Annotated in this window: 27 protein-coding genes; 15 read left to right on the forward strand and 12 right to left on the reverse strand. The window is 58.0% G+C overall.

The features are described 5' to 3' along the window. Positions 1 to 42: 42 nt before the first annotated feature. Complete coding sequence (locus tag IPK32_11025; protein ID MBK8092482.1) at positions 43 to 1,011, reverse strand: hypothetical protein; 969 nt, start codon at positions 1,009 to 1,011, stop codon at positions 43 to 45. A gap of 308 nt (positions 1,012 to 1,319) precedes the next feature. Here IPK32_11025 and IPK32_11030 point away from each other — a divergent pair, with 308 nt between their 5' ends. Continuing rightward, entirely contained in the window at positions 1,320 to 2,696 is a 1,377-nt protein-coding gene (locus IPK32_11030; protein ID MBK8092483.1) for an FAD-binding protein, read from the forward strand. 4 nt (positions 2,697 to 2,700) lie between these two features. Here IPK32_11030 and IPK32_11035 read toward each other — a convergent pair whose 3' ends face one another. Next, a complete protein-coding gene (locus tag IPK32_11035; protein ID MBK8092484.1) occupies positions 2,701 to 3,054 on the reverse strand; it encodes a DUF4282 domain-containing protein in 354 nt (117 codons plus the stop codon). A gap of 162 nt (positions 3,055 to 3,216) precedes the next feature. Continuing rightward, positions 3,217 to 3,705, reverse strand: a complete 489-nt coding sequence (locus tag IPK32_11040; GenBank protein MBK8092485.1) for a hypothetical protein — start codon at positions 3,703 to 3,705, stop codon at positions 3,217 to 3,219. 85 nt (positions 3,706 to 3,790) lie between these two features. On the opposite strand from IPK32_11040, the gene IPK32_11045 reads away from it, so the two are divergent. The 9 genes from IPK32_11045 to IPK32_11085 all read left to right on the forward strand — a co-directional run bounded on the left by IPK32_11045 (position 3,791) and on the right by IPK32_11085 (position 14,006). Continuing rightward, positions 3,791 to 4,303, forward strand: a complete 513-nt coding sequence (locus IPK32_11045; protein ID MBK8092486.1) for a TraR/DksA C4-type zinc finger protein — start codon at positions 3,791 to 3,793, stop codon at positions 4,301 to 4,303. A 26-nt stretch (positions 4,304 to 4,329) separates the two neighbouring features. After that, positions 4,330 to 4,503 (forward strand): 50S ribosomal protein L33, encoded by a 174-nt coding sequence (gene rpmG / locus IPK32_11050; GenBank protein ID MBK8092487.1) that lies wholly within the window; start codon positions 4,330 to 4,332, stop codon positions 4,501 to 4,503. A gap of 24 nt (positions 4,504 to 4,527) precedes the next feature. Next, positions 4,528 to 4,767, forward strand: coding sequence for a 30S ribosomal protein S18 (gene rpsR, locus IPK32_11055; GenBank protein MBK8092488.1), 240 nt, complete (start codon positions 4,528 to 4,530; stop codon positions 4,765 to 4,767). An 84-nt stretch (positions 4,768 to 4,851) separates the two neighbouring features. Then, the gene (locus IPK32_11060; GenBank protein ID MBK8092489.1) at positions 4,852 to 5,634 is read left to right on the forward strand and encodes a GTP cyclohydrolase I FolE2; all 783 of its coding nucleotides are present in this window, start codon (positions 4,852 to 4,854) and stop codon (positions 5,632 to 5,634) included. A 181-nt stretch (positions 5,635 to 5,815) separates the two neighbouring features. Then, on the forward strand, positions 5,816 to 8,083 hold the full coding sequence (locus tag IPK32_11065) for a DUF1549 domain-containing protein (GenBank protein ID MBK8092490.1): 2,268 nt from the start codon (positions 5,816 to 5,818) through the stop codon (positions 8,081 to 8,083). Between the two features lie 39 nt (positions 8,084 to 8,122). Beyond that, positions 8,123 to 9,412 carry a DUF1501 domain-containing protein gene (locus IPK32_11070; protein MBK8092491.1) on the forward strand — a complete coding sequence of 430 codons (1,290 nt, stop codon included), beginning with the start codon at positions 8,123 to 8,125 and terminating at the stop codon, positions 9,410 to 9,412. 261 nt (positions 9,413 to 9,673) lie between these two features. Then, the gene (locus IPK32_11075) at positions 9,674 to 11,314 is read left to right on the forward strand and encodes a DUF4091 domain-containing protein (GenBank protein MBK8092492.1); all 1,641 of its coding nucleotides are present in this window, start codon (positions 9,674 to 9,676) and stop codon (positions 11,312 to 11,314) included. Between the two features lie 121 nt (positions 11,315 to 11,435). Further along, positions 11,436 to 12,881, forward strand: coding sequence for a hypothetical protein (locus IPK32_11080; protein ID MBK8092493.1), 1,446 nt, complete (start codon positions 11,436 to 11,438; stop codon positions 12,879 to 12,881). 57 nt (positions 12,882 to 12,938) lie between these two features. After that, on the forward strand, positions 12,939 to 14,006 hold the full coding sequence (locus IPK32_11085; GenBank protein ID MBK8092494.1) for a galactose mutarotase: 1,068 nt from the start codon (positions 12,939 to 12,941) through the stop codon (positions 14,004 to 14,006). A gap of 158 nt (positions 14,007 to 14,164) precedes the next feature. Here IPK32_11085 and IPK32_11090 read toward each other — a convergent pair whose 3' ends face one another. From IPK32_11090 to IPK32_11130, 9 genes are all read right to left on the reverse strand, one after another. Then, positions 14,165 to 16,162, reverse strand: a complete 1,998-nt coding sequence (locus IPK32_11090; protein ID MBK8092495.1) for a vanadium-dependent haloperoxidase — start codon at positions 16,160 to 16,162, stop codon at positions 14,165 to 14,167. Next, the gene (locus tag IPK32_11095) at positions 16,078 to 18,297 is read right to left on the reverse strand and encodes a vanadium-dependent haloperoxidase (GenBank protein ID MBK8092496.1); all 2,220 of its coding nucleotides are present in this window, start codon (positions 18,295 to 18,297) and stop codon (positions 16,078 to 16,080) included. The genes IPK32_11090 and IPK32_11095 overlap by 85 nt, the downstream gene beginning before the upstream one ends. Positions 18,298 to 18,323: 26 nt before the next feature. Then, complete coding sequence (locus IPK32_11100) at positions 18,324 to 18,479, reverse strand: hypothetical protein (GenBank protein ID MBK8092497.1); 156 nt, start codon at positions 18,477 to 18,479, stop codon at positions 18,324 to 18,326. Between the two features lie 97 nt (positions 18,480 to 18,576). Further along, complete coding sequence (locus IPK32_11105) at positions 18,577 to 18,984, reverse strand: hypothetical protein (GenBank protein MBK8092498.1); 408 nt, start codon at positions 18,982 to 18,984, stop codon at positions 18,577 to 18,579. A 48-nt stretch (positions 18,985 to 19,032) separates the two neighbouring features. Continuing rightward, positions 19,033 to 19,188, reverse strand: coding sequence for a hypothetical protein (locus IPK32_11110; protein MBK8092499.1), 156 nt, complete (start codon positions 19,186 to 19,188; stop codon positions 19,033 to 19,035). Beyond that, entirely contained in the window at positions 19,185 to 19,355 is a 171-nt protein-coding gene (locus IPK32_11115) for a hypothetical protein (GenBank protein ID MBK8092500.1), read from the reverse strand. The genes IPK32_11110 and IPK32_11115 overlap by 4 nt, the downstream gene beginning before the upstream one ends. Next, positions 19,352 to 19,972 carry a hypothetical protein gene (locus tag IPK32_11120; GenBank protein MBK8092501.1) on the reverse strand — a complete coding sequence of 207 codons (621 nt, stop codon included), beginning with the start codon at positions 19,970 to 19,972 and terminating at the stop codon, positions 19,352 to 19,354. The genes IPK32_11115 and IPK32_11120 overlap by 4 nt, the downstream gene beginning before the upstream one ends. Positions 19,973 to 20,003: 31 nt before the next feature. Beyond that, on the reverse strand, positions 20,004 to 20,423 hold the full coding sequence (locus IPK32_11125) for a hypothetical protein (GenBank protein MBK8092502.1): 420 nt from the start codon (positions 20,421 to 20,423) through the stop codon (positions 20,004 to 20,006). Further along, the gene (locus IPK32_11130; protein ID MBK8092503.1) at positions 20,378 to 21,001 is read right to left on the reverse strand and encodes a hypothetical protein; all 624 of its coding nucleotides are present in this window, start codon (positions 20,999 to 21,001) and stop codon (positions 20,378 to 20,380) included. Before IPK32_11130 ends, IPK32_11125 begins: the two co-directional genes overlap by 46 nt. A gap of 203 nt (positions 21,002 to 21,204) precedes the next feature. Between IPK32_11130 and IPK32_11135 the strand changes: the two genes are divergently transcribed. The 5 genes from IPK32_11135 to IPK32_11155 form a co-directional block, all read left to right on the forward strand. Then, complete coding sequence (locus IPK32_11135) at positions 21,205 to 21,888, forward strand: hypothetical protein (protein ID MBK8092504.1); 684 nt, start codon at positions 21,205 to 21,207, stop codon at positions 21,886 to 21,888. A 189-nt stretch (positions 21,889 to 22,077) separates the two neighbouring features. Further along, the gene (locus IPK32_11140; GenBank protein ID MBK8092505.1) at positions 22,078 to 22,341 is read left to right on the forward strand and encodes a hypothetical protein; all 264 of its coding nucleotides are present in this window, start codon (positions 22,078 to 22,080) and stop codon (positions 22,339 to 22,341) included. Then, a complete protein-coding gene (locus IPK32_11145) occupies positions 22,338 to 23,054 on the forward strand; it encodes a DUF1553 domain-containing protein (protein MBK8092506.1) in 717 nt (238 codons plus the stop codon). Before IPK32_11140 ends, IPK32_11145 begins: the two co-directional genes overlap by 4 nt. 788 nt (positions 23,055 to 23,842) lie before the next feature. Continuing rightward, positions 23,843 to 24,133: a hypothetical protein gene (locus IPK32_11150; protein MBK8092507.1), complete on the forward strand. Its 291-nt coding sequence runs from the start codon at positions 23,843 to 23,845 to the stop codon at positions 24,131 to 24,133. 559 nt (positions 24,134 to 24,692) lie between these two features. Further along, the coding region (locus IPK32_11155; GenBank protein ID MBK8092508.1) for a DUF1501 domain-containing protein at positions 24,693 to 24,883 on the forward strand (191 nt) is incomplete at its 3' end.

The following is a 24,883-nucleotide window of genomic DNA, read 5'->3' on the forward strand; positions in this document are numbered from 1 at the left end:
GCCGAAACATCCATTTCCGCCTCTGCGCAAGTCTCAGTCGAATCACGAATCGACTACCAATGACCGCAGCGTGTAAAACGGCTCCTCCGTTCGTGGCATTCTCCGTGCCCCAGAGCGTCTTCGCGGGCTAAAACTCCCTCGTTGCCGCTCAAACACCTCCTCCACGAACTCTCGGCTCCCCAGTGCCGCCCCATCACTGAAATACCGCACTCGCTGCCGGATCAGCTCCTTCGCAGATAGCTTTCCACGCTCAAGCCGCACCTCTTGGGCCCTTTCCCGGCTCACTCCTCGGCGCTGCACCTCGCCCTCCGCATTTTTTTGCTCCACGGCCGTATCAAAAAGCATCTGCCGATAGCCCTCCGCCGCGCCCTGGCGTCTCCATCCATCCTCATCACGCCCTGTCACCCGGCAAATGCCGCGCTGGCACTCCCGATTCCCGCCAAGCGCCTCCGCGTAGCCACACCATCGGTAGTCCTTTGGGTCGCTCACGATACCCGCCCGCACAGGGTTCAAATCAATGTAAGCCGCCATCGTCAGCAGCGGATCACCTTTGCCCTCCACCAGCACCGACTTGAACCGATCCATCCACAGCGTGCCCTTGCGCTCATGCCGCTTGTTATACCACCGGCTGAAGCGTTCCTTGACCTCCTTGATGAACACGGAGATATCGCAAAAGCGCTTTTTGAGAGCCGCAATGCGCTTTTCAGCGAGGTGATGATGCCGTAGCCGTCGCCACTCAGCCAGTTCTGCCTGGAGCTGCTCAACGTAGCTTTTGCTGTAAAGAATGCGCAGATGGTGCATGAGCTTTTGCTCACCATCCGCGCCCTCGAAGTGATCTTGCAGCCACGCCTTTTGATCAGGCACCTCAGCCAGCACATGGAAGTGATTTTTCATGATGCAGTAGGTGAGCACGCGCACGCCAGAGAACTCCGACAACCGCCAGAGAATGCGCCGTAGAGCCTCCTTCTCCACCGCATCGAAAAGCACCGCCCCACCGCAAGTGCGCGACATCGCGTGGTAGCAATGCGAGCGACAGCCCCGCCCCCCGAGAATCCTCCGCCTCCGCCCCTTCCACCCCGTATCCCAAGGATAGAGTGAGGTCTTCGCATCCACTGGAGTGAGAGCGGCGCTGGCAGAATCACCGACACTCACCCATGTGGAAATACAATTTTCAGGATCAGGGATGGTTCGGGTGCGGCGGTTAGATTCGATTTCAGAGAAGGTGGAATGTTTCATGTTTCGTGCGCAATAATATAATGCCAGGCATTAAAATAAAAGCAAGTCACTGGCTTTTTTTGTGCGACTGATCATATTCGGTTATGGCTTCGCTTATTGATTTGCTGACGGGGGTTTTGGGTTCGGACCGTGTTTCGGTTTCGGAGGGGGATTTGTCGTTACACAGTACGGACAAATGGTTCGCTGCAAATGCTCCGGAGGTGGTGGTGCATGCTCAGTGCGTTGAAGATGTCGCGTGTACTCTGAGGCTGGCCAATGAGCATCATATTCCCGTTACGCCGCAGGGAGCGCGTGTGGGGTATGTGGGTGGGGCGGTGCCGATGCAGGGGGGGATCGCACTCTCGGTGGCCAGGATGAACCGTGTTTTAGAGGTGAATACCCAGGACGGTGTGGCGGTGGTGGAGCCCGGAGTGATCACAGGGGATTTACAGGCAAGGGCTCGGGCGGTCGGCTGGTTTTATCCCCCAGATCCTGCTTCGCTCAAGGAATGCAGTCTTGGGGGGAATATTGCCACCAATGCGGGTGGGCCGCGATGCCTTAAATATGGCGTCACTCGTCACTATGTGCTGGGGGTGCAAGCTGTGTTGGCCGATGGCAGGATCGTCGAGGCTGGTGGGCGGTGTCACAAAAATAAGACGGGCTTTGATCTCGTGGGTCTGATGGTGGGGAGCGAGGGTCTCCTTGGGGTGGTGACTCAGGCCACTTTAAGATTGATTCCACATCCACCGATGAGGGCGATGCTTTCAGCGGGCTTTGGTTCGTTCGCGGAGGCGGCGAATGCGGTCCAGTGCATTCTTGGAAGTGGCTTTTTGCCTTCGGCCCTGGAGATTGCAGACAAATTCACCCTCAGGGCTGCCCGTGAGTATCTTGGCGAGTCAGTGACACCGAGTGGAGAGGCACACCTTTTGGTGGAGATCGATGGGCAGCCTGAGTCTGTCAAAGGTGAGCTCAAGACTCTGGCAAATTTGGTGAAAGGACTAGGCTGTGTTTGTTTAGAGGAGGCCGTGGGGGAGGATGCTTGCGAAGTGCTTTGGAAGCTGCGCAGGGAGTTTAGCTACAGCCTACGAAATACGGGGCTGATTAAATTAAACGAGGATATTGTCGTGCCTCGGAGTCGTTTGGTCGATCTTGTGGAGTTCGCAGAAACGTTGCAGGCTGAATGCGGTTTTCCGGTGGCTTGTTTTGGGCATGCTGGGGATGGGAATATACATGTGAACATCATGGTTCCGACAATGGATGAGCCTTCTATCCGCGAACGAGCAGAGGTCGCTCTGGATCGACTGTTTCACCAAGTGATTGCTTGGGGCGGAGCGATCACGGGGGAGCACGGCATTGGGCTTGCGAAGGCTCGTTGGTATCCGCATGCGGTGCCGGAGGCGGCACGGTCGATGCATGTGGACTTGAAGCGGGCTCTTGATCCGAAGGGCATTCTAAACCCTGGCAAATTCGTCTCGGTTTGACGTTTTACGGCGCTTTTTTGAGTTTGGAGAGCACATCGTCAGTGTCGGATGCGGCTAAGCCATCCTGTGGGGCGATTTTTTCCGCGATGCGAAAAATGACCAAGATGAACTCCACTATGACGCGGGCAAAGATTGCGTAGGCCAGAAAGGCAAGCGGGGCGGTGAAAAAGCCGAAAAAGCCATCAATCCAGCGCCAAGTGTAGATGGCGGCCCCGACCAGGCTGAGGGCATAAATGACTCGGATTAACTTTGGCGTGACGAGGCGTTTAAAACTTAGGTCGAGCACCAGATCGAGGATGGCGCGGATGAATGACCAGAGACGACTCACGGGCGAGTTGGAGGGGGATTCGTTGTTCATGGGGTAAAGTAAGCGCGGCCCGAAGATGCGGCAATCGCCCAAAATACGGGCTTCTAAAGCAGTTTCCCTCTTTAGGAATACCGTTTGCGCTTTCGGGCAGGCACGCCAGAATCCGCGCCTCTTTTTCCGGCCTGCAAGGCCGCTCCACCCATAGCTCACCGCTCAACTCAACCCTGCTGACCACATGCCTGCGAAGAAAACTAAGCCCGCAGCTAAGAAGCCTGCTGCGAAACCCGCAAAAAAAGCTCTTTCTAAACCATCAGGGAAGCCGAAGGCTGCGAGCAAACCTGCTCCTGCTAAAAAATCCCCCCTAAAATCTGTGAAGAAAGCATCCGCTAAAAAAGCGCCCGTCAAAAAGCCCGTCGCGAAAAAGCCCATAGCAAAAAAAACTGCTGCTAAAAACACGGTCGCTAAAAAAGCTGTGCCAGCTCCGAAGAAGGTAGTCCCAGCCAAAAAGGCAATTCCAGTGGCGGTGAAAAAAGCCGCCGCCGCTCCAGCCAAGAAGCCAGTGGCTCCGGCCAAGGCTCCAGTAAAGGTGGCAGCACCAGTCAAGGCCGCCCCTGCTGCAAAAACTGCGCCCACCGCGAAGCCTTCCAGCAAATCTTCTTCAGCCAAGCCAGCTTTGGCCGTGATGCCAAAACGGAGTCTCACGAGTGGCCCTAAAACAGGCACTCCGCGCTCTCGCTTGGTCGAGGATGAGGGGGCTACTATCGAGATCGCTAAAGGTCCGGTGAAAATGACGCCGTTTCTCAAAAAGCAAAAGCAACGCCTCTTTGAATTGCGCGATGCTTACATGAACTCTATCGAGGGCGTTTCTGCGGAAACTTTCCGCGAGGGGGCTGATGCCTCCGCTTTCGGCATGCATCAGGCCGACGCAGGTAGTGACGCTTATGACCGTGATTTCGCACTGAGCCTTTTGGGCAAGGAGCAAGATGCACTGTATGAGATCAATGAGGCCCTCAAACGTATCGATAATGGCACCTACGGTATCTGCGAGGGAACCGGAGAAAAAATCATGGAGGAGCGCTTGGAGGCCATGCCATTTGCCCGCTATGGCATCAAATGGCAGGAGAAAATCGAGCGTGAAGGCCGCCGTAGCAGCTGGAATCGCCCCGTACATAGCCTCTTCGGCCTGGATGACAGTGCTGAAGACGATAAGGATGATGACAAGGATGAGGAGGAAACCTCGACCAATACAGCATCGAATACGAACAACAGTGGAGAGTCACTTGACTTCAGTAAAGAGTAGCCTAGCCTCCGCGCCCCAAAAAATTTATGCCGCGAGAAATCATCATACTCGAATGCACGGAAGCGAAAGCAGCAGGAATGCCGACTTCGCGTTACGTGACCACACGCAACAAGAAGAGCGTGCGAACGCCGAACCGCCTCGAGAAGGTGAAGTTCAATCACTTCATGAAAAAGCGCACGCTGCACCGCGAAATCCGCTAATTAGCACTCCCACATCCTTTACTCATGCAACCGAAGACCAAAGAGCGCCTTATCAGCCTGCGCCGTCATAACCGCAAGATGCCCCGCCGCCGCGTGGACATCCCTGTGGAAAAAGTATCCTACACGAATCCAGAAATCCTCGCCCGTTTCACCACGGAATCGGGTAAGCTCATCCCCCGCCGCGTCACCGGTCTGCCTGCTTGGCTCCACCGCAAAGTCGTTCGTGAGGTGAAGCGTGCCCGCGCGGTCAACCTGCTGCCTTGATTATTCTCGGTTAGTTGATTCTTCATCTTAATCCCACTGTTGCACCTGCGGCAGTGGGATTTTTGTCTCTCAGAAATCTTGAACATGCCTACTCTCACAGATACCCAGAACGAACGTGATGACCGCCAGCTCCCGATTGATCGAGTCGGTGTGCGTAGCCTGCGCTTTCCCCTCCGTATTCGTGACAGGGACAGTGCGGTGCAGCACACCGTCGCCACGGTCTCCCTGGCAGTGGATTTGCCACATCACTTTAAGGGAACGCATATGAGCCGTTTTGTCGAAGTGCTGCATGCCCATGGGACGGAATTGACCGTTAGTACCATCGCTGGAATGCCGCGAGAATTGATGAAAAAGCTCGATGCGGACAAGGCGCACGTCGAGTTTCGTTTCCCCTACTTCCGGGCAAAAAAAGCTCCGGTGACGCAAGCGGAGGGACTTCTCGATTATGGAGTCCGGTTTGAGGTCAATGCGGATACGATGGTATCCGACTTTCTTTTGACCGTGGAGGTGCCCGTTACCACCCTTTGTCCCTGCTCAAAGGCGATCAGTGTTCGGGGAGCTCATAATCAACGCGGCGTAGTGACCCTGTCGGTGCGATTTAAGGAAATCGTCTGGATCGAAGAACTCATCGAACTGGTCGAGGAATCGGCCAGCAGTGAACTTTATAGCCTCTTGAAGCGTCCGGATGAAAAATACGTCACCGAGGCTGCTTTTGATAACCCCGTGTTCGTGGAGGATTTGGTTCGGAATGTCGCCCAAAAGGTAAAAATGGACCCACGTATCACTTGGTTCCGAGTCGAGGCGGAAAATTATGAGTCAATCCATAATCACAACGCTTGGGCGGTCATCGAATCGGCCAAACCATAAAATCCCACCCCACAGGTCCTTTTGTGTGGTGGTAGGGAATTATTTCCGCCTCAAACAAGGTCGGTCTTGCCTCTTTCGCCAAAAAAGTGCAAAATAACGCACATTTTCGCCTGATCCGCCTAATACAGGTGCCTCCTTCCGCGTTTTTGAGCCGGATTCCCCTTTTCTATCCACACACACCATGAAACAGACCACGTCGAAACTGCTCGGCAGCCTCCTCGTTTCCGCTTTGTTCGCTAGTTCCGCTTTCGCAGCGGAGCAGCGTACTTGGACGGACAACAAAGGCCGCCAAATCCCCGCTGCCTTCCTCAGCCTCAACGGTGACCAAATCACCCTACAGACTGCGGATGGCAACACTCACTCTTTCCCCCTCGCCATTCTCTCCGCAGAAGATCAGGCAGAGGCGAAGAAGCTCGCGGCGGCTGCTCCTGCCCCCGCTGCTGGCGCCGAAGGTCAGCCCGCCTACCTCGCCAACGCTACCGTCGCAAAGGCTGCTTCGGTCATTGATGGTTTTGTTGCCCGTGGCCTCGTGCGTGCCAATCCAGAGCGTGTGAAGATCGGCAAGGCTCCGATCACGAAGTTTAACGAACCTTGCAGCGATGAGCAGTTCGTGCGCCGTGTGTACCTCGACATCGTTGGACGTATTCCGAACTTTGAAGAGGCTACTGGCTTCATCAAAAACAGCGCCCCGGATAAGCGTTCAAAGCTCATCGACATGCTCCTCGATAGCCCTGGATACTCCAGCCACATGTATAACTACATCTCCGAGATGCTCCGTGTGAAGGACGACTTCGGTGGTGGTAATAATGTGCGTGGTCTGCCCTATATCAATTGGCTCCAGCAGCAGGTCGAAAAGAACGTGAGCTGGGACAAAATGGTCTTCAATATGCTCACAGCCACGGGCAAGATGTGGGACAAAAAAGAAGATGGTTCCTACAATGGTGCAGCAGGCTATCTCCTGCGTGACTCCGGCATGCCGTTGGATAATTTGGCGAACTCCCTCGCCGTCTTCCTTGGCACGGACGTGGCCTGTGCCCAGTGCCATGATCACCCTTTCTCTGACTGGACCCAGTACCAGTTCTATGAAATGGCCTCCTTCTTTGGAGCTACCAGCACCCGTTTCACCCCACGTGTCGCCAATAATCGTAAAGCCAAACAGGGTGAAACCCTGGAAGACATGGGACGCAAGCTGATGCCCGAAATCGAAGCCATCGTGGAAAAGAATGGCGGCGACCTCACTCGCTTCCGTCAGCAGATCAACCAATACATCGGCGCGAATCGTTTCGCTGTCGCAGACTTGCAGACAAATTCGATCAAGCTCCCGCACGATTACAAATACAAAGACGCCAAGCCCGGTGATGCCGTCGCTCCGAAATTCATCACCTGGAGCAAAGACGATAAAGCTCTCGCCGCCTATAAGCAGAAGACCAAGGTCGAGGAAGACCTGCGCGGCTCCTTTGCAAATTGGGCGACACATCCGAGCAATCCACGCTTCGCCATGGCTATCGCCAACCGCATGTGGAAGCGTGCGTTCGGGGTCGCAGTGGCGGAACCTGTCACCAACATCGACGATCCGAACCAGTCCACCAATCCTGAGCTGCTCAAGCATCTCGCTGAAGAAATGAAACGAGTGAAGTTCAACCTCAAGGACTTCATGCGCATCATCTATAACACTCGTGCCTATCAGTCCGAGGCTACCACGGAAGTCATCGCCATTGGTGAGCCCTATTATTTCCAGGGGCCCGTCCTTCGCCGCATGACTGCCGAGCAGGCCTGGGATAGCTACATGACCCTCGTTCTTGGCGAGCCCGACAAATACAAAAAACCCCTCGAAGACCTCTACAGCAAGTCGATCGACCTCGACCTCTACAATCCGAAGCTCGATGCACAGACCATCCTCATGAAATACGACGCCTTCCGTAAAATGGGCGAAAAACTCAATGCCATGCAGGGCGGTAGCCTCGCTGACGCAGGTGGAGACATGATGATGGAAGGCAGTAAATCCAAGTCCAAAGGTAAGGATGCAGAAAAAGCCTCCGACATGATGATGGAGAATGCATCCATCAGCTACGGAGGCATGACTCTGCGCCGTGCTGCGGAGTTGGAGCAGCCAGCCCGTGCTGGTCACTTCCTGACTGACTTCGGCCAATCACCACGTAACCTTATTGATGGCAGCTCCAAAGTCGGTTCTGTCCCTCAAGTGCTCATGATGATGAATGGTGCTGCTCAGAGCATGCTTACCAACAATGACTCGCTCATCTTCCGCACCATGGAAAAAGTGAAATCACCCGGCGAGAAGGTCGAAGCGCTGTTCATGTCCATCATGAGCCGTCGCCCCACCCTTGCAGAGAAAGACATCGCCCAGCGTGCGCTTTCCAGCGGCGATGACGGCTATGCCAACATGATTTGGGCTCTCATCAACACCCGTGAGTTCATCTTCGTCCAGTAATCCTCCCCATTTTTCAACACACCACACACTACCAAACTAATGAAAACTGAATTGAACAAGCTCTCGCAGACATCCCGCCGCGACTTCATGATGCGCACCGCCCAGACCGCCCTCGGCGTGACGGTCATGCCTGCGCTGAACCTCAAGGCTGCTGGCACCACTGGCGCAGGCACCCCTGGCTTCGGCAAGGCTAAAAACGTCATCTTCCTCTGGATGGGTGGCGGTATGACCCACATCGACACCTGGGATCCAAAAACCGGCGCTACCAAGGGCCCGACTGATCCTATCAAAGGCAAAGGCGGCGTGGACTTCCTTGGTGGCACCATGACCAAAATGGCAGCCGTGTCCGATAAGATTTCCATCATCCGCTCCATGTCCTCCAAGACTGGCGTGCATGAGTCTGGCACTTACATCATGAAGACTGGTTATGAGCCACGCGGCACCATCGTTCACCCGAATTTGGGTGCTTGGGCTTCCCACTTCCTGGGACGCATCAAGGGTGTCACGCTCCCAGACAGCGTTGTCGTGAATAGCGGCAGTGCCTATCCTGGAGCTGGCTTCTTCCCACCTGCACTCAGCCCCATCCCGATCTCCAATCCTGAGACTGGACTGCAAAACATCAAACCCACCACCAACACCGAAAGCCAGTTCCAAAAGCGCATCAGCCTCATGGACGAATTCGATGGTGCCTTCCGTAAGAAGTTCAAATCTGAGGAAGTGAAGGCTTACACCGAGTTCTATGACGAAACCATGAAGCTCATGAAGAGTGAAGACCTCAAGGCCTTCGATCTCTCTGCTGAGTCTGCCGCTACTCGTGAGAAATTCGGCCGTAATTCCTTCGGTCAGGGTGCTCTACTCGCTCGCCGCCTCGTCCAAGCTGGCGTCCGCTTTGTCGAAGTCCAGTTCGGTGGTTGGGACATGCACAACAACATCGACACCGCCCTCAACGGCACTGGTGCCACGATGGACAGTGTTTATGCAGCGCTCATCGAAGACCTCGCCTCCAATGGCCTGCTCGAGTCCACTCTCGTCTGTATGGCCTCTGAGTTCGGTCGTACACCTGATGTGAACGAAAATGAAGGTCGTGACCACTACCCGCTCGCTTACTCCACCGTCTTCGCAGGCGGCGGCGTGAAGGGTGGCTTTGTGTATGGCTCCACCGATAAGGATGGTCGCCGTGTCGCTGACAAGCAGGTCACTCCACAGGACTTCCAGGCCACCATCGGCCACGCCATGGGCCTCCCCGTGGACGAAGTCGTCATGTCCCCCTCGAATCGCCCCTTCACCGTCGGCGACAAGGGCGTGCCGGTCATCGACATCTTCGCCTAATCTGCGGCGAGTCACTAGTTCCTCAATACTTCAGAACACCCGGTCGATTGACCGGGTGTTTTGCTTTTCAAGGCAGATGACAAGGAAATCTGAAAAAGCGACCCATTATGATATTTACGACTCGTGCATTGATTTGAGGGCTTTAGGAGGGTATCTTTGCTTTTGATCATGCGTATTGCCGCTCACTGTGCCCTCGTTTTTTGCTTATTTGTCGGGATTTCACCGGCCTGGGCGAAGCCTACCCTTTTGCTTGTCGATGCCATGCGCCGAATCGAGGCCACGGCCAGCCCACCAGCGAATCTGAAAGAGACGACCGCTCTTCATGCCGCCCGAGGAGAGTGGGAGCCACTTCAGGCCATTCTTTATGCCTCACCCGCTGCCTTCAAAACTGTGATCGTAGAGGAAGCCTCCCTCATCCATGCGGAAACGGGAGCGCTACTACCGACTGCGCGGATTTATCGGCAAATGGATGTGGAAATCACTGCCGGGGCCGAATTAGGCCCACTCCCAGCGGGCCGCCACGCAGACGCACTAGTTCCGCTGGAGGTGCCTACATCACCTGAAGCAGACTCAGCAGCGCAAGCCGGGTGCCAGAGACTGTGGGTCGATTTTTTCGTGCCTTACACCGCTGGGCCGGGTCGCTACCACGGGCGGTTGAGCTTTCGTTTAGCCGATGGCAGCAGTTTGCTGGCAAAATTCACGCTCGATGTGTGGGACTTTGATATGCCCGCCACGCCGAGTTTACACAGCATCCTCGGCATCACTCCAGAGGCTGTTTCCGCTGCGCATGGCTTGCCCTGGGATCCTGCACGGATCAGCCTACGTCAGGCTGGACTACTCAATGATTACTACGATTTGCTCGCCGAGCACAGGGTCGGAGCAGAGCGAGTTCACACCCTGTTACCGAACGCCGACGGCACAATAAGTATGGAGAAGGTCGAGTTCTCCCTGCGCAAGCACCTGCTCCATCGCCATGCACCAGCCACCGCGCTGCCGATTCGAGCGGAGTGGCCATTTGCAGCACCTCTCCACGCAGACCGCCTCCGCGCTGAGACTTGCTTGGCCGATTATGGCCGACTTTTGGAAAAGATTCACCAAGTCGGTCGCATGCCCGTCATTCTCGATCATCTCCATCATCCAGCGGATGAAGCAGCTTATGCCACACTGCGAGAGTGGGGTGCATTTTTAAATGAAGTCGAAAAAAAACACGGGGTGAAGCTGCCGTTGCTCGTCACCACATCACCTGTGCCAGCGAGCAAAAAACTCGGACGACTTGACGGTGTGGCAGACATCTGGGCGCTCAGTGCTGCGGATCTCTGGACGGATATGGAGTGGCCGGGAGGCGGGCATGAGAGCGCCGTGCGGCGCCAGGCGGGCGATCAGCTCTGGTTGGCCACTCGGCCCCAGCAACCACCTGCTGAGTGGGTGAGACGCCACCCCGAGCAGGCTGGGAAACTCCACCACAGCCATCCACCGGTGCTTGGCCCTTCGTTTCCACCAGAGGCGCATCGCGTCTTCACCTGGTACCTCGCCAAATACGGCATCACCGGTTTGTTGCATGAGAAAGCTTTGGCACCCGCACCGCAGGCGGGCGCATGGGCTGCCCTCACTGGCATGGACACAGCGATGATCTATCCAGCCACCACTGCACAGCATGGGCGTGACTTTCCCGTCGCCTCTATCCGGCTCAAATGGCTACGTGAGGCCCTGGAGGACTATGATTACCTCGTTCTCGCCCGCGATCTCGGCCTCGCAGATCGAAAGCGCCAGATTACGGAGACTTTTGCCCGCTCGCTCGGGGATTGGGATGCCAATATGCCAGCTCTCATGGCCGCTCGGTTCGAATTGGCTCGAATGATCGAGCAAGTGCTGAAGCGACGGCAGACAGCAGCCTCCTACTGAAGTCAAAAAAGCACCTCCTATGCCGCTGAACTACAGCTCCACTGCCAGCACGAGGGTACTGCACCCTCTGGCACCGAGCAGTGGCGTATCTCCAGTGTTAGAGCCGCAGGCCTTTCTCCCCATGGAGTCAAATCAGCGTAGTGGACTGCTCTCGCTGCTGGAGAGCGGCTTTATGCTGCGGCTGCTCGCGGGAATGTGCCTCGGGGCATTGGTCTATGCCTGGCTAGGAGGGCGTGAGAATACATTCCAGGCAGAAGCGCGGCTCACCCTGGACCAGCCGGCACAAGCTGGCGGTTCTGCCTTGAGTGTCCCCATGCTGCTGAGTCATCACATGAGCCGTCTGCGTGATCCGGCCATCATGGAGCGGTTCATTGCTGGATTCCCAGCGCAAGTCGTCGAAATCATCGCCCAACGTGAAAATCCCGCATTAGTCGGCACCGCTGCCCGTGCTGCGCTCGCTACGCAGGTGCTGAAAAACCTCCGCATCGAGCACTTGGCAGAAAAAAATGCCCTGCAGCTTTTTTTCACCGATTCAGATGCCACGCTCGCGGCGAACATCCTAAACGAGTTCGCCCGTTTTGCCTTAGCATCGCCAAAAGATGGCCTAGGCCAGCTCCGAGTGCAAAACCTCGCCAGCATACCCACACGCACTCAACGCACGGGGTCTTTGCTCGCACTCGCGGCGATTGTGGCCGTTTTCGGACTCGTGTTTTCCATGGCTCCAATGCTCATGCGAGCTCTCGATCTGCGTCGTGGAGTGCTCAGCGTTGCTAGAGCTCTCGGCAGTTCGCTGCATCGGCCAAAGGAATCTCCGCAGCAGCTTACTGTCGTAGAATCGCCCAATTTGCAGCCAGTCATGCAGCAGCCAATGCATAAGACACGCTCCATTCAGCTCATCCCGCAGCCCTTGGTCACTTTTCCATGGGTGCGGGCCGCCTCACCTGAGAGAGCCCTGGAACAGATGATGAAGCCAGAGCCCGTCGGGGCGAGTAGCGCACTCCATCTGCTCACCTCCGAGTTAGAGCGCCAGTCTCCCCGTCAGACTGGCACCAGTGGCATCGTACTCATCACCAGCTCACTCAGTGGGGAAGGGAAGTCACTACTCTCGGCTGCCATCGCAGCTGCCTTTTGCCACCTCGGCAGACGCGTCTTCCTCATGGAGTGTCATCCACGCTCCGGCATGCTGCATGAGTGCTTCCCGCCGTGTGGTGGCAGCACAGGGCGTGGTGCCTGGGCCACCAGCCTCGAGCACCTCCGCCATGGCAGTAGTAGCCTCTATCTTCTCCCAGGCCTGGATTTGCCAGCGCACGCCACTAGTGATCTGCTGGATGGCTACCGTGCCTGGATCAGCCGCGCCCAGGGGCATGTGGACTGGATCATCCTAGATGCCGCACCGGTGCTGGAGAGCTACGCAGATACGGCCCCGCTCGCTCCGCTCGCCACCGATGTCCTCCTCGTGCATAATCGTCACCGAGCAGATGCAAATTGTGTCCGGGCAGCACTCGCCATGCTCCAGCCCATGATGTCAGCCTCGGCACTGAGAGGCATCGTGCACAATGCTGCCTGAGTTTTTCAGACCAATCCCAGGTGGAAGCCGTTTGCTCCATCCTCACAGCGGCCTACGATGTACGCTCCCATGATCGAGATTACCAGACAGCCCTTCGGCAAACTCGCGGACGGACGCGAGGCATCCTTGTTCACCTTAAAGGCTGCCAATGGCATCCGCCTGGCCCTTACCGACTACGGCGCAGCGATCGTGCAACTCCACACCCCAGACCGCCGCGGCAAGCTCCAAGACATTACCCTCGGTTACGACGACGTGCGGGGTTACGAACAGGGCAGCTCCTACTTTGGCTGCACAGTCGGTCGATATGGCAACCGCATCGCGGGTGGGCACCTACCCGTAAATGAGCACACGCACCAGCTCGCGTGCAATGACGGCCCGCATCATCTCCACGGTGGCCTAGTCGGCTTCGGGCGGCATCTGTGGGACGCCGAGGAAACAGAAGGAGGCGTCTGCTTCACCCGTGTGAGCCCGCATGGCGAAGACGGCTATCCAGGCACACTCACAGCTCGTGTATGGATCACTCTCAATGCCGTAGGAGAGCTATCCTTGCGCTACCAAGCCGTCACCGATGCCTGGACCCACGTCAATCTCACCAACCACGCTTACTTCAATCTCGCTGGGCATGCCGCTGGCACCGTTCTCGATCATAAGCTCTGCCTTTCCGCTCGGTCATACATCCCCATCGATGCCGGATTCATCCCACTTGGCCACATCGCCGATGTGGAGGACACCGCGCTCGACTTCCGTAATCCGAGCCGCATCGGTGACCGCATCGACTCCACCACGGATGAGCAAATCGTGCGCGGCCGTGGATATGACCACTGCTTTGTCATTGATGGCAGGCCAGGCATACTGCGCCTCGCCGCCAGTGTGCTCGAACCCATCAGTGGGCGGCTCATGGAAGTGCTCACCACCGAGCCCAGCATGCAGTTTTACAGCGGCAACTTCCTCAATGGCACCCAGCAGGGCAAAGGTGGGGTGAAATACGCCTACCGCAGCGGCCTCTGCTTGGAAACCCAGCACTTCCCTGATTCACCCAATCAGCCCGCCTTTCCCTCCACACTCCTCAGCCCCGAAGAGCGCTACGAGAGCGAGACGATCTATCGTTTCACCACCGTGCCGTGAGGTGCATGCACCCATTTGCTCGGTCAAAGGAATGATGTCGGTCGAGGCGTGTGCAAAGCCATATCCTGACTCAGTGACCATCTTGCGTGCTCCCGACGAAAGAGGCGCGATTGGCTTCCTCAAGAACAAGAGGGGCATCACGCAGCGATCGCCGTGGCTCATGGGGCTGCATCGTAGCGGACGCGGTAGAAGCGGCGGACGCCTGCGGGGGCTGTGTCGGTGGTGGTGATGGTGGTTTCGGTGGCCTGAGAGATGGTGGTGAGGGCGGTCCAGTTTTGTAGATCGGTGCTGTATTCCCAGTGGCAGTAGAGGCCACGGCGCATGGGGCAGGTGAGGGTGACGGTACCGCTGGGGCCATAGACTTGCTCGGGGATGAGTGCTTCAGTGAGGATGCTGCCATCAAAGTATTTGAAGGCTAGGGTGGCTGCGCTGGTGCCTGCCTCTGCGCCGATGACGCGGCCATGGTAGTCGTCTTCTGGGACGTGGATGCCACCCCAGCGGCGGCTTTGACCTGCCTGATCAGCGGCGTCGTAGTAGGTGCACCATTGGAGATCGACGGGAGCGGCGGGTCCGAGGTCGATGAGCATGCTGTTTGCAGCGTAGGTATGGTGGTGGAAGCCGCCGGGGAAGTTCGGCGTGCCGGTGAGCAGTGTGAGCGCCTCTGCGGCCGCACGGCTGAAGGTGGAGTGACCGCTGATGTAGCCTGGGAAGGCAGGTGTGTTGAAGGTCTTGCGCTGAAAGGGGACCCAGTCTTTGGCGAGCATCCAGCGCACGGTGCTCTGATAGGTGGCGGGCTGGCCGGTGCTGGCGGCGGGATTATCTGGATGCTCGGCTGGCCAGGATTTCACGGCGATCTCGCCGATGTGCCATGCGCCGGGCTGATAGCTGTGGGTGTACATGTCCCAGATGGATTCGTGTTTGCCGCCGGTGGCAGTAGTGGTGGAGGTGATGACTTCGCAGACGTCGGTCTCGAGTGGCAGGCCTTGGCTGTGGTAGCTGGGGCCGGAGGGATTGCTGCTCTGGCCCCTGGTGCCCATGTAGCGGATCATGGTGATGGGACGTGAGCCGGAATAGTAGCGCTTGAGGGCCCAGGCGGCGCAGGAGGCATCGTGGGTGGCTGAGGCGAGGGTGAAGTAGGTTTTTACATCCCATTCGAGGTCGTTGAGCACGGGGCCGCTACCGCGGAATTGCTTCACGAAGCCTGGATCGTCACTCACTTCATTGGCGAGGACTTGCCAGTGACCTGGGGGGGTCTCGGAGTGTGGGCCGTCTGCCCAGAACTCGGCGAGGACGCGGTAATAGTCGCCTTTGGTGGCGTTGTTGGTGGGGTAGGGCTGGCCGGTGATGGGATTGGTGGTGAAGCCGGTTCCGTCATCGTTTCCGAGGGTGTTGTTGCCGATGGCTCCTGGGGAGATGTTGATGGTGGCGGTGCTATTGAGCTCGCTGGAGGCGCGGATGACGCTGAGTGCTCCTTCTTTGTAAATGGTGTCTGTGCTGCTGGGGGTGCCGGGGACGCTGAGCTTTGAGGGGCCGCCGTAGAGGTCGATCCATGGCATCACGGGGTTGTCGCGGGTGAGGGAGAAGGGGAGTGTGGCGAGTCCCTGGACGCCGACGTAGCCCTGGATGCCGCCAGGTGTGGGGATGCCGTTTTGAGTGACGCTGGCAGAGAGTGCGAGGGGCTGCCAGAAATTCGGGTCGGTATTGGTGGGGATGCCGACGCCGAGGGGCATGTTGTAGTGCGTGGGGAATTCACCGTTGTTGCCGAGGACGCTGAGGCTGAGGTTCGGGTCCATGTTTGGGTTCACGGCGGTGGTGTAGGCCTGGGGATAGGTGGTGTTGGTGAATTGGTCTCCAGTGCCCCAGGTGAGGACGGCTTGGCCGCATCGCTTGCCCAGCTCGGCGGGTGTGGTGAGGGAGGTGAGTGCTGCCTGCGCGGTGGAGGGCGAGTAACCAAAGGCGGTCATCTGTGCATCGAACTGTGGCAGGGTGACTCCGGCGCCGATGCTGGAGAGGAAACGACTGCGCAGCACGCGGTAGGCGGCGTAGCTGATGGCTTGGTGGCGTGCGGCTTCTATATCGCTAGGCAGGGGGCTGATTTTCTCGTTTTGTACGAAGCCGACTGCGGTGCTGTGATAAGCGGCCCAGGCGTTGTACATGGAATGATGCGGTAGGCGATGCCTGCGGCGGGTGCGATGTCGGTGAAGCTGCCACTGGTGCTGGTGGCGAAAATTCGTTCAGCGCTATCCGTCCAGGTGGAGAAGTTGGTGCTCTCTTGGAGCTTGTAGTAGCGCCCGAGAGTCTGTGTCCAGGTGATGAGTGCATTTCCATTCGATTGGATGGTGACGAGCGGGATGACGGTCTCACTCTGAATGGTGCCGAGCCAGAATTTCTCTGCCTTGGTGAATGCCGTGATGCCTGCCGTGGAGCCGACGATACGTGCGGGGAGGTCATCTTCGACGGGATGGATGCCGCCATAGCGCCGACTGGCACCAGCCTGATCCGCTGCATCATAGTAACTGGCCCACTGGAGGTCGATATCGACGCTAGGGCCTAGGTCGATCTGCATGGTGTTGGCCAGGTAGGTATGATGGTGGAAGCCACCAGGAAAGTAGGGGGAGCCCGTGATGAGGGCTAGAGACTCTGCCGCTGCACGACTGAAGGTGGAGTGACCACTGATGTAGCCGGGGAAGGCAGGTGTGTTGAAGGTCTTCCGCTGGAAGGGCAGCCAATCACGTCCCAGCATCCAGCGCACGGTGCTCTGGTTCGTCGCGGGGAGGCCGGAGCTTGCAGGTGGATTATTCGGGTGCTCGCCTGGCCATGATTTGACGGCGATTTGACCGATGTAGTTTGTGCCGGGCTGGTAGCTATTGAGTGCGACGCTCCAGATGCTCTGATGCTTGCCCCCAGAGCCTGCGGTGGCGGCGGTGATGACTTCGACGACATCGGTTTGGAGTGGGATGCCCTCGGTGTGGTAAGATGGGCCGCTGGGATTGCTGGACTGGCCCTTCGTGCACATGTGGCGGATCATGGTGATGGGGCGTGTGCCGGAGTAGTAGCGCTTCAGGCTCCATGCGGCGCAGGCTGCATCATGGACAGAGCCGGCGAGGGACATGTAGGTCTTTACATCCCATTCCAGGTCATTGACGACTGGCCCAGTGCCACGGAGGCGCTTGGAGAAGCCGGGCATGTCTGCGACTTGATTGGCAATGACGTGCCAGTGACCGGGCGGTGTCTCAGAGTGTGGTCCATCAGCCCAATACTCTGCGAGGACGCGGTAGAAGTCGCCCTTGGGCACATTATTGGCCGTGTAGGTGCCACCCGTGACGGGGTTCGTCGCGTAGCCTGTGCCAGACTCTGTGCCGATTGGGTTATTGCCCCAAGAGGCGGGTGAGATGTCGATGGTGCCGGTGTCGTTGAGCACGGCACTTTTTTGCAGCACATCGATTCCACCAGCCTTGTACAGCGCATCAGTGCTGCTTGGGTTCCCTGGCGTACTTAGCTTCGATGGTGGGCCGATGTCGATCCACGGGAGGAGATTGCTCGGACGTGTCAGGCTGAAGGCTTTCGTGCTCAATCCCTGCACACCGACAAAAGACTGCGCCCCGCCGGGAATGGGGATGCCATTTTGTGTGACGCCGGTACTGAGATCGAGCGGCTGCCAGAGATTTGGATCGGTGCCTGAGGGGATGCCGTAGCCGAGAGGCATGTTGGGCTGGAAGTTCACATTCGTGCCCAGCACACTCATGGGGACGCTCATGTTCGGATTCACGCTGCTGGTATAGGCCTGTGGATGCGTGGTGTTGCTAAAACCATCCGTAGGCCCCCAATTCAAAACCATCTGGCCGATACGACGGCCTACTTCGGCTGGTGTGGTGCCGCTGGTCACGGCTCCTTGGCCAAAGCTAGTCGAGTATCCGAGTCCGGTCAGGGTGGCATCCAGACTCGGTAGCGTGGTGCCCGCTCCGACACTGGCGGCGAATCGACTGCGCAGCACGCGATACGCTGCGTAGCTGATCGCCTCATGTCGGGCCAGCTCGATATCCACGGGCAAGGGCGATATTTTTTCATTGAACTGATATCCCACCGCCGTCGTCGAGTAAGCCGCCCAGGCATTGTACATCGCCATCGCTGCGTGATGCAGATTCCGCGCATGTCCTGGCGGATTCGGCACGTCGCGGCGGATGGCATCGAGAAGCTCTTCGTTCCAGATACGAGCTACGGATTGCCCGTAAGACCCTGTGAGGGGAGCGACCACCGCCACCAAGGCGATGAGAATGGTGCGAATATTCATAGAAAGAGAAAAAGGAAAAAACCAGCTCAACGAATCATGCGGGCACGGCGTAGATGCAGCGCCAATCCTGCACTGAGCAGCAACACGGCCCCTGCGGGCTCTGGCAGCGGCACCAGCATGAGCCGGTCGCTATTCGAAATATCGCCCGTGCTGCTGCCGCGGACAATGGTGTCGATTTCCATGTTGTTCAGCGTCTCGGAGCCCAGATCATTCGGGAAGAACCAGCCGGATGAGGCGGTGAAGATACCCCACTCTGTCGCGGTGATCGGGCTGGAGCTGTTAAAGACCCATGCGTAGAGTTGGGTGCCTGTCGGCAGGTATGATGGCGATGTTATTGAATCCCGCCATGAATCCGCCTGGCGTCATGAAGTCATTCACGATGACCATGCTTCCTGGATTGCCGGACTGGGACAGCGTGCCCGCTCCCAGCACTCCCTCAGCGAGTGGTGTGAAAAGTGAATTCAGCATCGTGTAGTCACTACTCGTCTGCATCAGCGCAACATTCCCGCCGCTGGTATTGAAGCTGCCGTAACGGATCACGCTGCCCACAGGCAGCAGATTCCCGTCGCTCGTTGCAAATTTGGGCCCCAGTGGAGACTCCGCGAGGCTAGTCACAGAGATGGACACGGCGGCCTGCGCAGCCTGCGCGGCTACTAGGGCCAGGAGAGTGAGGACGAGCTTTTTCATATCAGAGCGGGGAATGTTTTTTGGGGCGAAAAGTGTGGAAAATAAAAATTACGGTGCCGTATCAAAGCGCACCCGCCAGAAGCAGGGTGTGGAGCTGCTGGCGGTGCTCTCCAGAGTGTCAAAATCAGCATCCGTGGCAGTCACAGCCGCTGCCGCAGGCTGCCACGTTTTCAGATCCGCAGAGCACTCTGCCACCACCGTCACGCCGGGCAGATTTTCGGACGTTTGAAGCGGAAAGTCACCGTGCCACCGCCAGTCTGCGCCAGTAGCTCTGTGCGCGGATCGCTGCGGGCCGCAGGATTCAGCCGCCACGCATATTCGGCGATGTTTTGCACCCCATCACCATCTGGGTCGGCCAGATTATTCGTCACAGTGGCAGGGGCATGGATCGAGTAATTCTGCCAAGCCCAGTTCCCATACGTCGCTGGCACATCGATGAGGCGGAGCTGCCCCGTGGCGGTGCTACCTGGAGCGTCGAGACACTGGCCCCCGTATTGAGCGTGCGATTCCCCAGCTCTGGCGGTGCCGTCCACTCAGGCGCAGTGTAGAGTCCCCATTGCGTCGCTTGATCAGGATCAGCATGATTAAAGACCCCACATACAGCCGCGTGCCCGGTGGCAAATACGCCGCGCTGATGTTCGTGATCGAGCCAAAGAGATCCCCCGCAGCAGGGAAGCCATTCGCACGCAGCACGGAGCCTGCTCCATCCGCCTGGTCGGCAGGCTCCCGCACCCACGAAGCCCTCCGCCAGCGGCGAGAAGACCGATTTCAGCCACGCATAGTCGCCCTGGCTATTGAGTACCGCGTCACGCGTCTCATCAGGCAATGAAAAGGTGCCCAGCCGCACCGCACAGCCCGCAGGCAGCGCGGTGCCATTTTTCGTCGTGAATTTCGCACCACCCACACTGCTTAGAGTGATCGTGCCTGCTTGCAGTGCGGTGCTGGTCATCGCCAGCGTCATTCCAAAACGGATCGAGGAGAGTTTCATGGGCTTACTCGTGTGTTTTGCAGGGTTCTCATCAGGGGCTACGCCCACAGGGGCCAGTTACGTTCTTGGCTGAGTTCACATTGATCACCGCACCCGTGCCGGCGCTCACGTTCACCGCGTCGCCATTTTGGGCCGTGCCGACATTCATCAGACTACTGCCGGTGCTCAGGTAAGTGCCTGTCTGCGTCAAGCTGCCTGGATTGAGCGTCACCAGCGAGTCATTGAAGGGCTGTAAGCTCGTCGTGATCCCCAGTGCTCCCAGCGTCGTATTGGTCCCCCCCAACGGATTCATCGCGCCGATGATGTTCGGCACATTCGCATGGGCCCGGATGCGTGTCGGCGTGGTCTTCAGATGGCAGACCTCGCCTTTGCCGAAGAGCACCGCCTTCGCCGTGCCCACCTGTATCACAAATCCCTGTCCAGGCCGCACCACCACATTCGTCGAGTCCACTCCCAGCACGGTGATCCAGGTATTGGAAAGCTGCTGTAAAAATAACTCGTTTGCAGCCCATTGCTGCCAAACAGACTGATCGTATCGCTAAACGGCGTGAATCCACCGCCATCCGGCAGCAGGCCACCCAGCGTCGTGTGCTTCCGCACCACAAAGACCATGCCATTGGTCAATCCAGCCTCCGCAGGTGTCGTGTCCAGTTTCAGCGTATCCTCCGTATTCCAAAGAATATCCAGTGCCAGCCCGGCACCCCCGCCTGAAAGCGGCTCCGCATAATGCTGATTAAAGGCCCCCACCGTCCATCCTGGGGCTGAGAACTGCACCAGCGCCTTTCCATCCCCATCGGCCGTCACAGTCGCCGCGGCCCCTTCGTAGGCATTCGCCGTAACCAATCCACACACCCATGCCGAGTTCCCCGAGGGCAGATCCCAAGTTGTAAAGCCTACAATGCTCGAGGTCGCAGCCTGGCTACTCCCTAGCGGCCAAAATGCGCCCAGGGCGGTAAAAACCCATACGATCAATTGCGTCGGAAGACGACCGTGGCGCAAAACAGAGGGGGATTCGAGAAAAGAGGCCATGTTGGTTAATAGAACTTAATTTATTACAATTTGAATACAATGTCCAAAGAAATTATAAATATGATGCTATCCAAAACTGACAAAACTGGACATTTTCTGTTCAAAGACCCCTCGACATCGCGTTTTGCCCCCGTCAGGCCCAATCAGGCGGAAACCTCCCGCAACTTGCCCGCCGACTCATCGTTTCATGCCGCACTCACGCCATGAAATTGACAATCCTGCCCCTAGTCGCCCTCACCTTGCTCACCAGCGGCCTCCGAGCAGAAAATGAGGTCTATCGCACCTGGACCGACACACAGGGCCGCAAGATCGAGGCCACCTTCCGCGGTATCGAGGGCGAAAACATCTTCCTCCAGGTCCGCAACGGCTTCGTCCACCGCCTTCCACTCACCAAACTCAGCGCCGCAGATCAAGAAGCCGCCAAAAGCTCAAACCCGAAGGCCTCGGCATCCCCGCCGACCCCAATCTCGCCCAGGCCGCCGCACTCATCGACCTCTTCGTCGATGGTGTGCTCGCCAAAGCAGGCCAAAGCCCAATCCGCTCGCCAGCGACGAGCAGTTCATCCGCCGCGTCTATCTCGACATCGCAGGCCGCATCCCCACACGGGAGGAAGCCCTCGCCTTCATCACCGACACCAGCGTTTCGAAGCGGGCCAAGGTCATCGACCAGCTCCTCGGCTCCGACGGCTACCGCAGCCATCTTTTCAACTACCTAGCCGACATGCTCCGCGTGGCCGACGTGGCGCAGAAAGCACGCTTCTACACCTACCAGGACTGGTTGAAGGGCCAGATCAACGACAACATCCCGTGGGACAAAATGGTGCGCAACATGATGAGCGCCGACGGCAAACTGCTCGACAACGGTGCCACCGGTTACCTCCTGCGTGACGCCGGCATGCGGCTCGATAATTTGAGCCTCACCCTCAGCACCTTCCTCGGGGCCAATGTCTCCTGCGCCCAGTGCCACGACCACCCCTTCGCCGACTGGACGCAGCGCCAGTTCTATGAAATGGCCGCCTTCTTTGGCGCTACCGAACCTACGGCACACGCGGCAATGCTGGCTACAACGGCAAAGAAATGCGCCAAGTGCTCCAGTCTATCGACGACAAACGGCTCCAGCAGCAGGCCAAAAACATCCTCCGCGTCAATGCCATGGCCGTCGCCGACGGCAGCGAAAACGACCTCAAACTCCCCGACGACTACAAATACACCGACGGCAAACCTGGCGACCCCGTGAAGCCCAAACTCGTCACCTGGAGCGACGACAAGACCAAAAGGCCTACCAAGGCGTCCAGACCAAAAACGAAGAAGACCTCCGCACCCAGTTCGCCACGTGGATGACCTCGCCGGACAATCCGCGCTTTGCCATGACCATCGCCAATCGCCTGTGGAAGCGGGCCTTCGGCATCGGCATCAAAGAACCCGTCACCGACCTCGACGACCCCGCCGCCAGTGTGAACCCTGCCCTACTCCACCACCTCGCCAGTGAGATGGTGCGGCTGAAGTTCGACATGAAGCAGTTCATGCGCCTGCTCTACAACACCCAGGCCTATCAGCGGGAAGCCACCAGCTACGACATCGCCGACGGCGGCCCCTACCTCTTCCCCGGCCCCGTTTTGCGCCGCATGAGCGCCGAGCAGGCCTGGGACTCCTGCGCCACCCTCGTCGTCGGCGCCGACGTGGACAAATTCCACGCCCATCGCGGCGAGACTTACTCCAAAGTCATGAAAGTGAACTTCGGCGAAGACGCCACCAAAGAAAGCATCGTCGCCGACATCGCCAAAAGCCGCTCAGGCATGCGCCAATATGGCGGAGCCAAATCAGCGCCCAAAAAGAACAAAAAGAAGCGCCCCATGCAGGCCGCCAACACCGACGGCGACGACAGCGTCGAAATCACACCGCCCATCCGCAACGGCCTCGTCCTCGCCCGCGCCAGCGAACTACCGCAGCCGGAAAAAGACCAGCACTTCCTCCGCATGTTCGGCCAGAGCGACCGCCAGATCGCCGACAGCAGCAGCGACGAAGGCAGCATCCCCAAGTGCTCATGCTCATGAACGGCGAAGCCCAACGCGTCATCGGTCAAAGCGACTCCCTCGTCATCCAAACCGCCACCGCCCAAAAAACACCCGAGCAGCAAGTCGAAAGCCTTTATCTGAGCTTCTTCAGCCGCAAACCCACTCAGGACGAACTCGCCGACTCCGTCGCCGCCCTCGGCAACGGCCTCACCCCCGCGACCTCAGGCGGGTGCTGTTTAACACGCGTGAGTTCGTCTTCGTCGAGTAGCTCCAAACCAGAAAGCGCTCACATGAAGCTCATCCGGCAGACAAACCTCGCGCCAGCGTCGCGGAGTGCGGTGGCAGAGGGCCAAGGCGCAAGCCCTTGCCCCGTCGACACCGCTGTCGCAGGCCGACACACGCCCAAAGGCCAACGAACCCGCTGCAATGCCTTTATATATATTCTAAATGATGAACCCAATCCAATTCTCCTCACAAGTCTTCCCGCCGGCTTTGTTGGAGCTGGATTCATCCTATATTTGGTCGCCTACTGGGGGACGCTACTCTACATTCTCTCTAAGAATCATATAGCACCCAGAGCGCATCCTTTGGTTTTCTCGTCATCACTTTGGCTACAGTCAGGTGGTCTGCTCACTTATTGGTTCCTGGGATTGATGCAGCTCTTCGACTCACGAGATGATGAGAAAACAGCACCAATAACAGTTCCCCAGACGGCCCTGATCTCAAGAAGGGGGCAAAGACTCCTTCCCCCGGTGTGGCAACTGGATTCCGCCTGATACGACTCAATGCTCGAACTGCCATTCCTCATTCAAAGACGCCTAACCCCCATGAACCTCCAAAACCAACTCGACACCCTCTCCCGCCGCACCTTCTGCGAAAAGTGGGCCACAGCCTCCCTCGGCGTCACCGTGCTGCATGGCCTGGGCGGCCAGTCCTTCGCCGAAACTGCCGGCCACAGGCTTCGGAAAGGCCAAAAGCGTCATCTTCCTGCAAATGATCGGCGGCGCAGCCCACATCCGACACGCTGGACCCCAAGGAACGGCCTCAGGCCTGCTGGCACCGATCAAAACGGCCCCATTGACTTCCAACTCGGTGGGACCATGGTCAATCTCGCTTAACAGGCCGACGAAGTGTCCATCATCCACAGCATGACCTCCAAAACGGGCGTGCATGCCAGCGGCCAGTCGGCGATCCCGCAGCGGCTGAGCAATGTGGCACCATCCAACACCCGAACATCGGCGCCTGGGCACAGCACTTCAGGCTCCAGCCACAAACACTACCCTCCAGCGTCTGCGTGAACCGCCAGCCGAATGCAGGCAACGGTTTCTTCCCCGCCAGCTGCCCACTGCCCATCTCGACCCTGATGCAGGCCTGCAATACTCGCAGAGCGACGCCGGTGCTGAGGTCATGCAAAGCGCCTCGCCATGCTCGACAAGCTCGACGCCGGCTTCCGCGAACCCTTCAAGACCGCCGCCGTGAAGGCTACGGCGAGTTTTACGAGAAAACCGTCTCCATCATGTCCAGCGCCGATCTGGAGGCCTTTCAGGTACCGCGGACGAACCCGATGCCCTAAAGAAAAATACGGTCACCTTAAATTCGGCCAAGGCTGCTGCTCGCACGCCGCCTCGTCGAAAAAGGCATCCGCTACGCTCAGAACTCGCCAACGGCGGCTGGGACATGCACAACAACATCGAAGAGGCCTGGAAGAAAAGGGCCGAACTCGACACCGCACTCGCCGCCCTGCTCCAGGGCCTTTCCCAGCATGGCCTGCTAGAACCACACTGGTCGTCCTCTGCTCCGAATTCGGCCGTGGCCCCAAGATCAACAGCAGCAGGCGGCCGCGACCACCACCCGAGGTCTTCTCCACC

It is taken from the genome of Verrucomicrobiaceae bacterium (assembly GCA_016713035.1).
In the GTDB taxonomy this organism is placed as follows: Bacteria; Verrucomicrobiota; Verrucomicrobiia; order Verrucomicrobiales; family Verrucomicrobiaceae; genus Prosthecobacter.

Coding starts and splice junctions, on each gene's coding strand:
- IPK32_11025 (MBK8092482.1), bottom strand. CDS start 1,011: ATGTCGCGCACTTGCGGTGGGGCGGTGCTTTTCGATGCGGTGGAGAAG.
- IPK32_11030 (MBK8092483.1), top strand. CDS start 1,320: ATGGCTTCGCTTATTGATTTGCTGACGGGGGTTTTGGGTTCGGACCGT.
- IPK32_11035 (MBK8092484.1), bottom strand. CDS start 3,054: ATGAACAACGAATCCCCCTCCAACTCGCCCGTGAGTCGTCTCTGGTCA.
- IPK32_11045 (MBK8092486.1), top strand. CDS start 3,791: ATGACGCCGTTTCTCAAAAAGCAAAAGCAACGCCTCTTTGAATTGCGC.
- rpmG (MBK8092487.1), top strand. CDS start 4,330: ATGCCGCGAGAAATCATCATACTCGAATGCACGGAAGCGAAAGCAGCA.
- rpsR (MBK8092488.1), top strand. CDS start 4,528: ATGCAACCGAAGACCAAAGAGCGCCTTATCAGCCTGCGCCGTCATAAC.
- IPK32_11060 (MBK8092489.1), top strand. CDS start 4,852: ATGCCTACTCTCACAGATACCCAGAACGAACGTGATGACCGCCAGCTC.
- IPK32_11065 (MBK8092490.1), top strand. CDS start 5,816: ATGAAACAGACCACGTCGAAACTGCTCGGCAGCCTCCTCGTTTCCGCT.
- IPK32_11070 (MBK8092491.1), top strand. CDS start 8,123: ATGAAAACTGAATTGAACAAGCTCTCGCAGACATCCCGCCGCGACTTC.
- IPK32_11075 (MBK8092492.1), top strand. CDS start 9,674: ATGCGCCGAATCGAGGCCACGGCCAGCCCACCAGCGAATCTGAAAGAG.
- IPK32_11080 (MBK8092493.1), top strand. CDS start 11,436: ATGGAGTCAAATCAGCGTAGTGGACTGCTCTCGCTGCTGGAGAGCGGC.
- IPK32_11085 (MBK8092494.1), top strand. CDS start 12,939: ATGTACGCTCCCATGATCGAGATTACCAGACAGCCCTTCGGCAAACTC.
- IPK32_11090 (MBK8092495.1), bottom strand. CDS start 16,162: ATGTACAACGCCTGGGCCGCTTATCACAGCACCGCAGTCGGCTTCGTA.
- IPK32_11095 (MBK8092496.1), bottom strand. CDS start 18,297: ATGAATATTCGCACCATTCTCATCGCCTTGGTGGCGGTGGTCGCTCCC.
- IPK32_11100 (MBK8092497.1), bottom strand. CDS start 18,479: ATGGAAATCGACACCATTGTCCGCGGCAGCAGCACGGGCGATATTTCG.
- IPK32_11105 (MBK8092498.1), bottom strand. CDS start 18,984: ATGAAAAAGCTCGTCCTCACTCTCCTGGCCCTAGTAGCCGCGCAGGCT.
- IPK32_11120 (MBK8092501.1), bottom strand. CDS start 19,972: ATGAAACTCTCCTCGATCCGTTTTGGAATGACGCTGGCGATGACCAGC.
- IPK32_11130 (MBK8092503.1), bottom strand. CDS start 21,001: ATGGCCTCTTTTCTCGAATCCCCCTCTGTTTTGCGCCACGGTCGTCTT.
- IPK32_11135 (MBK8092504.1), top strand. CDS start 21,205: ATGAAATTGACAATCCTGCCCCTAGTCGCCCTCACCTTGCTCACCAGC.
- IPK32_11140 (MBK8092505.1), top strand. CDS start 22,078: ATGCGCCAAGTGCTCCAGTCTATCGACGACAAACGGCTCCAGCAGCAG.
- IPK32_11145 (MBK8092506.1), top strand. CDS start 22,338: ATGACCTCGCCGGACAATCCGCGCTTTGCCATGACCATCGCCAATCGC.
- IPK32_11150 (MBK8092507.1), top strand. CDS start 23,843: ATGAACCTCCAAAACCAACTCGACACCCTCTCCCGCCGCACCTTCTGC.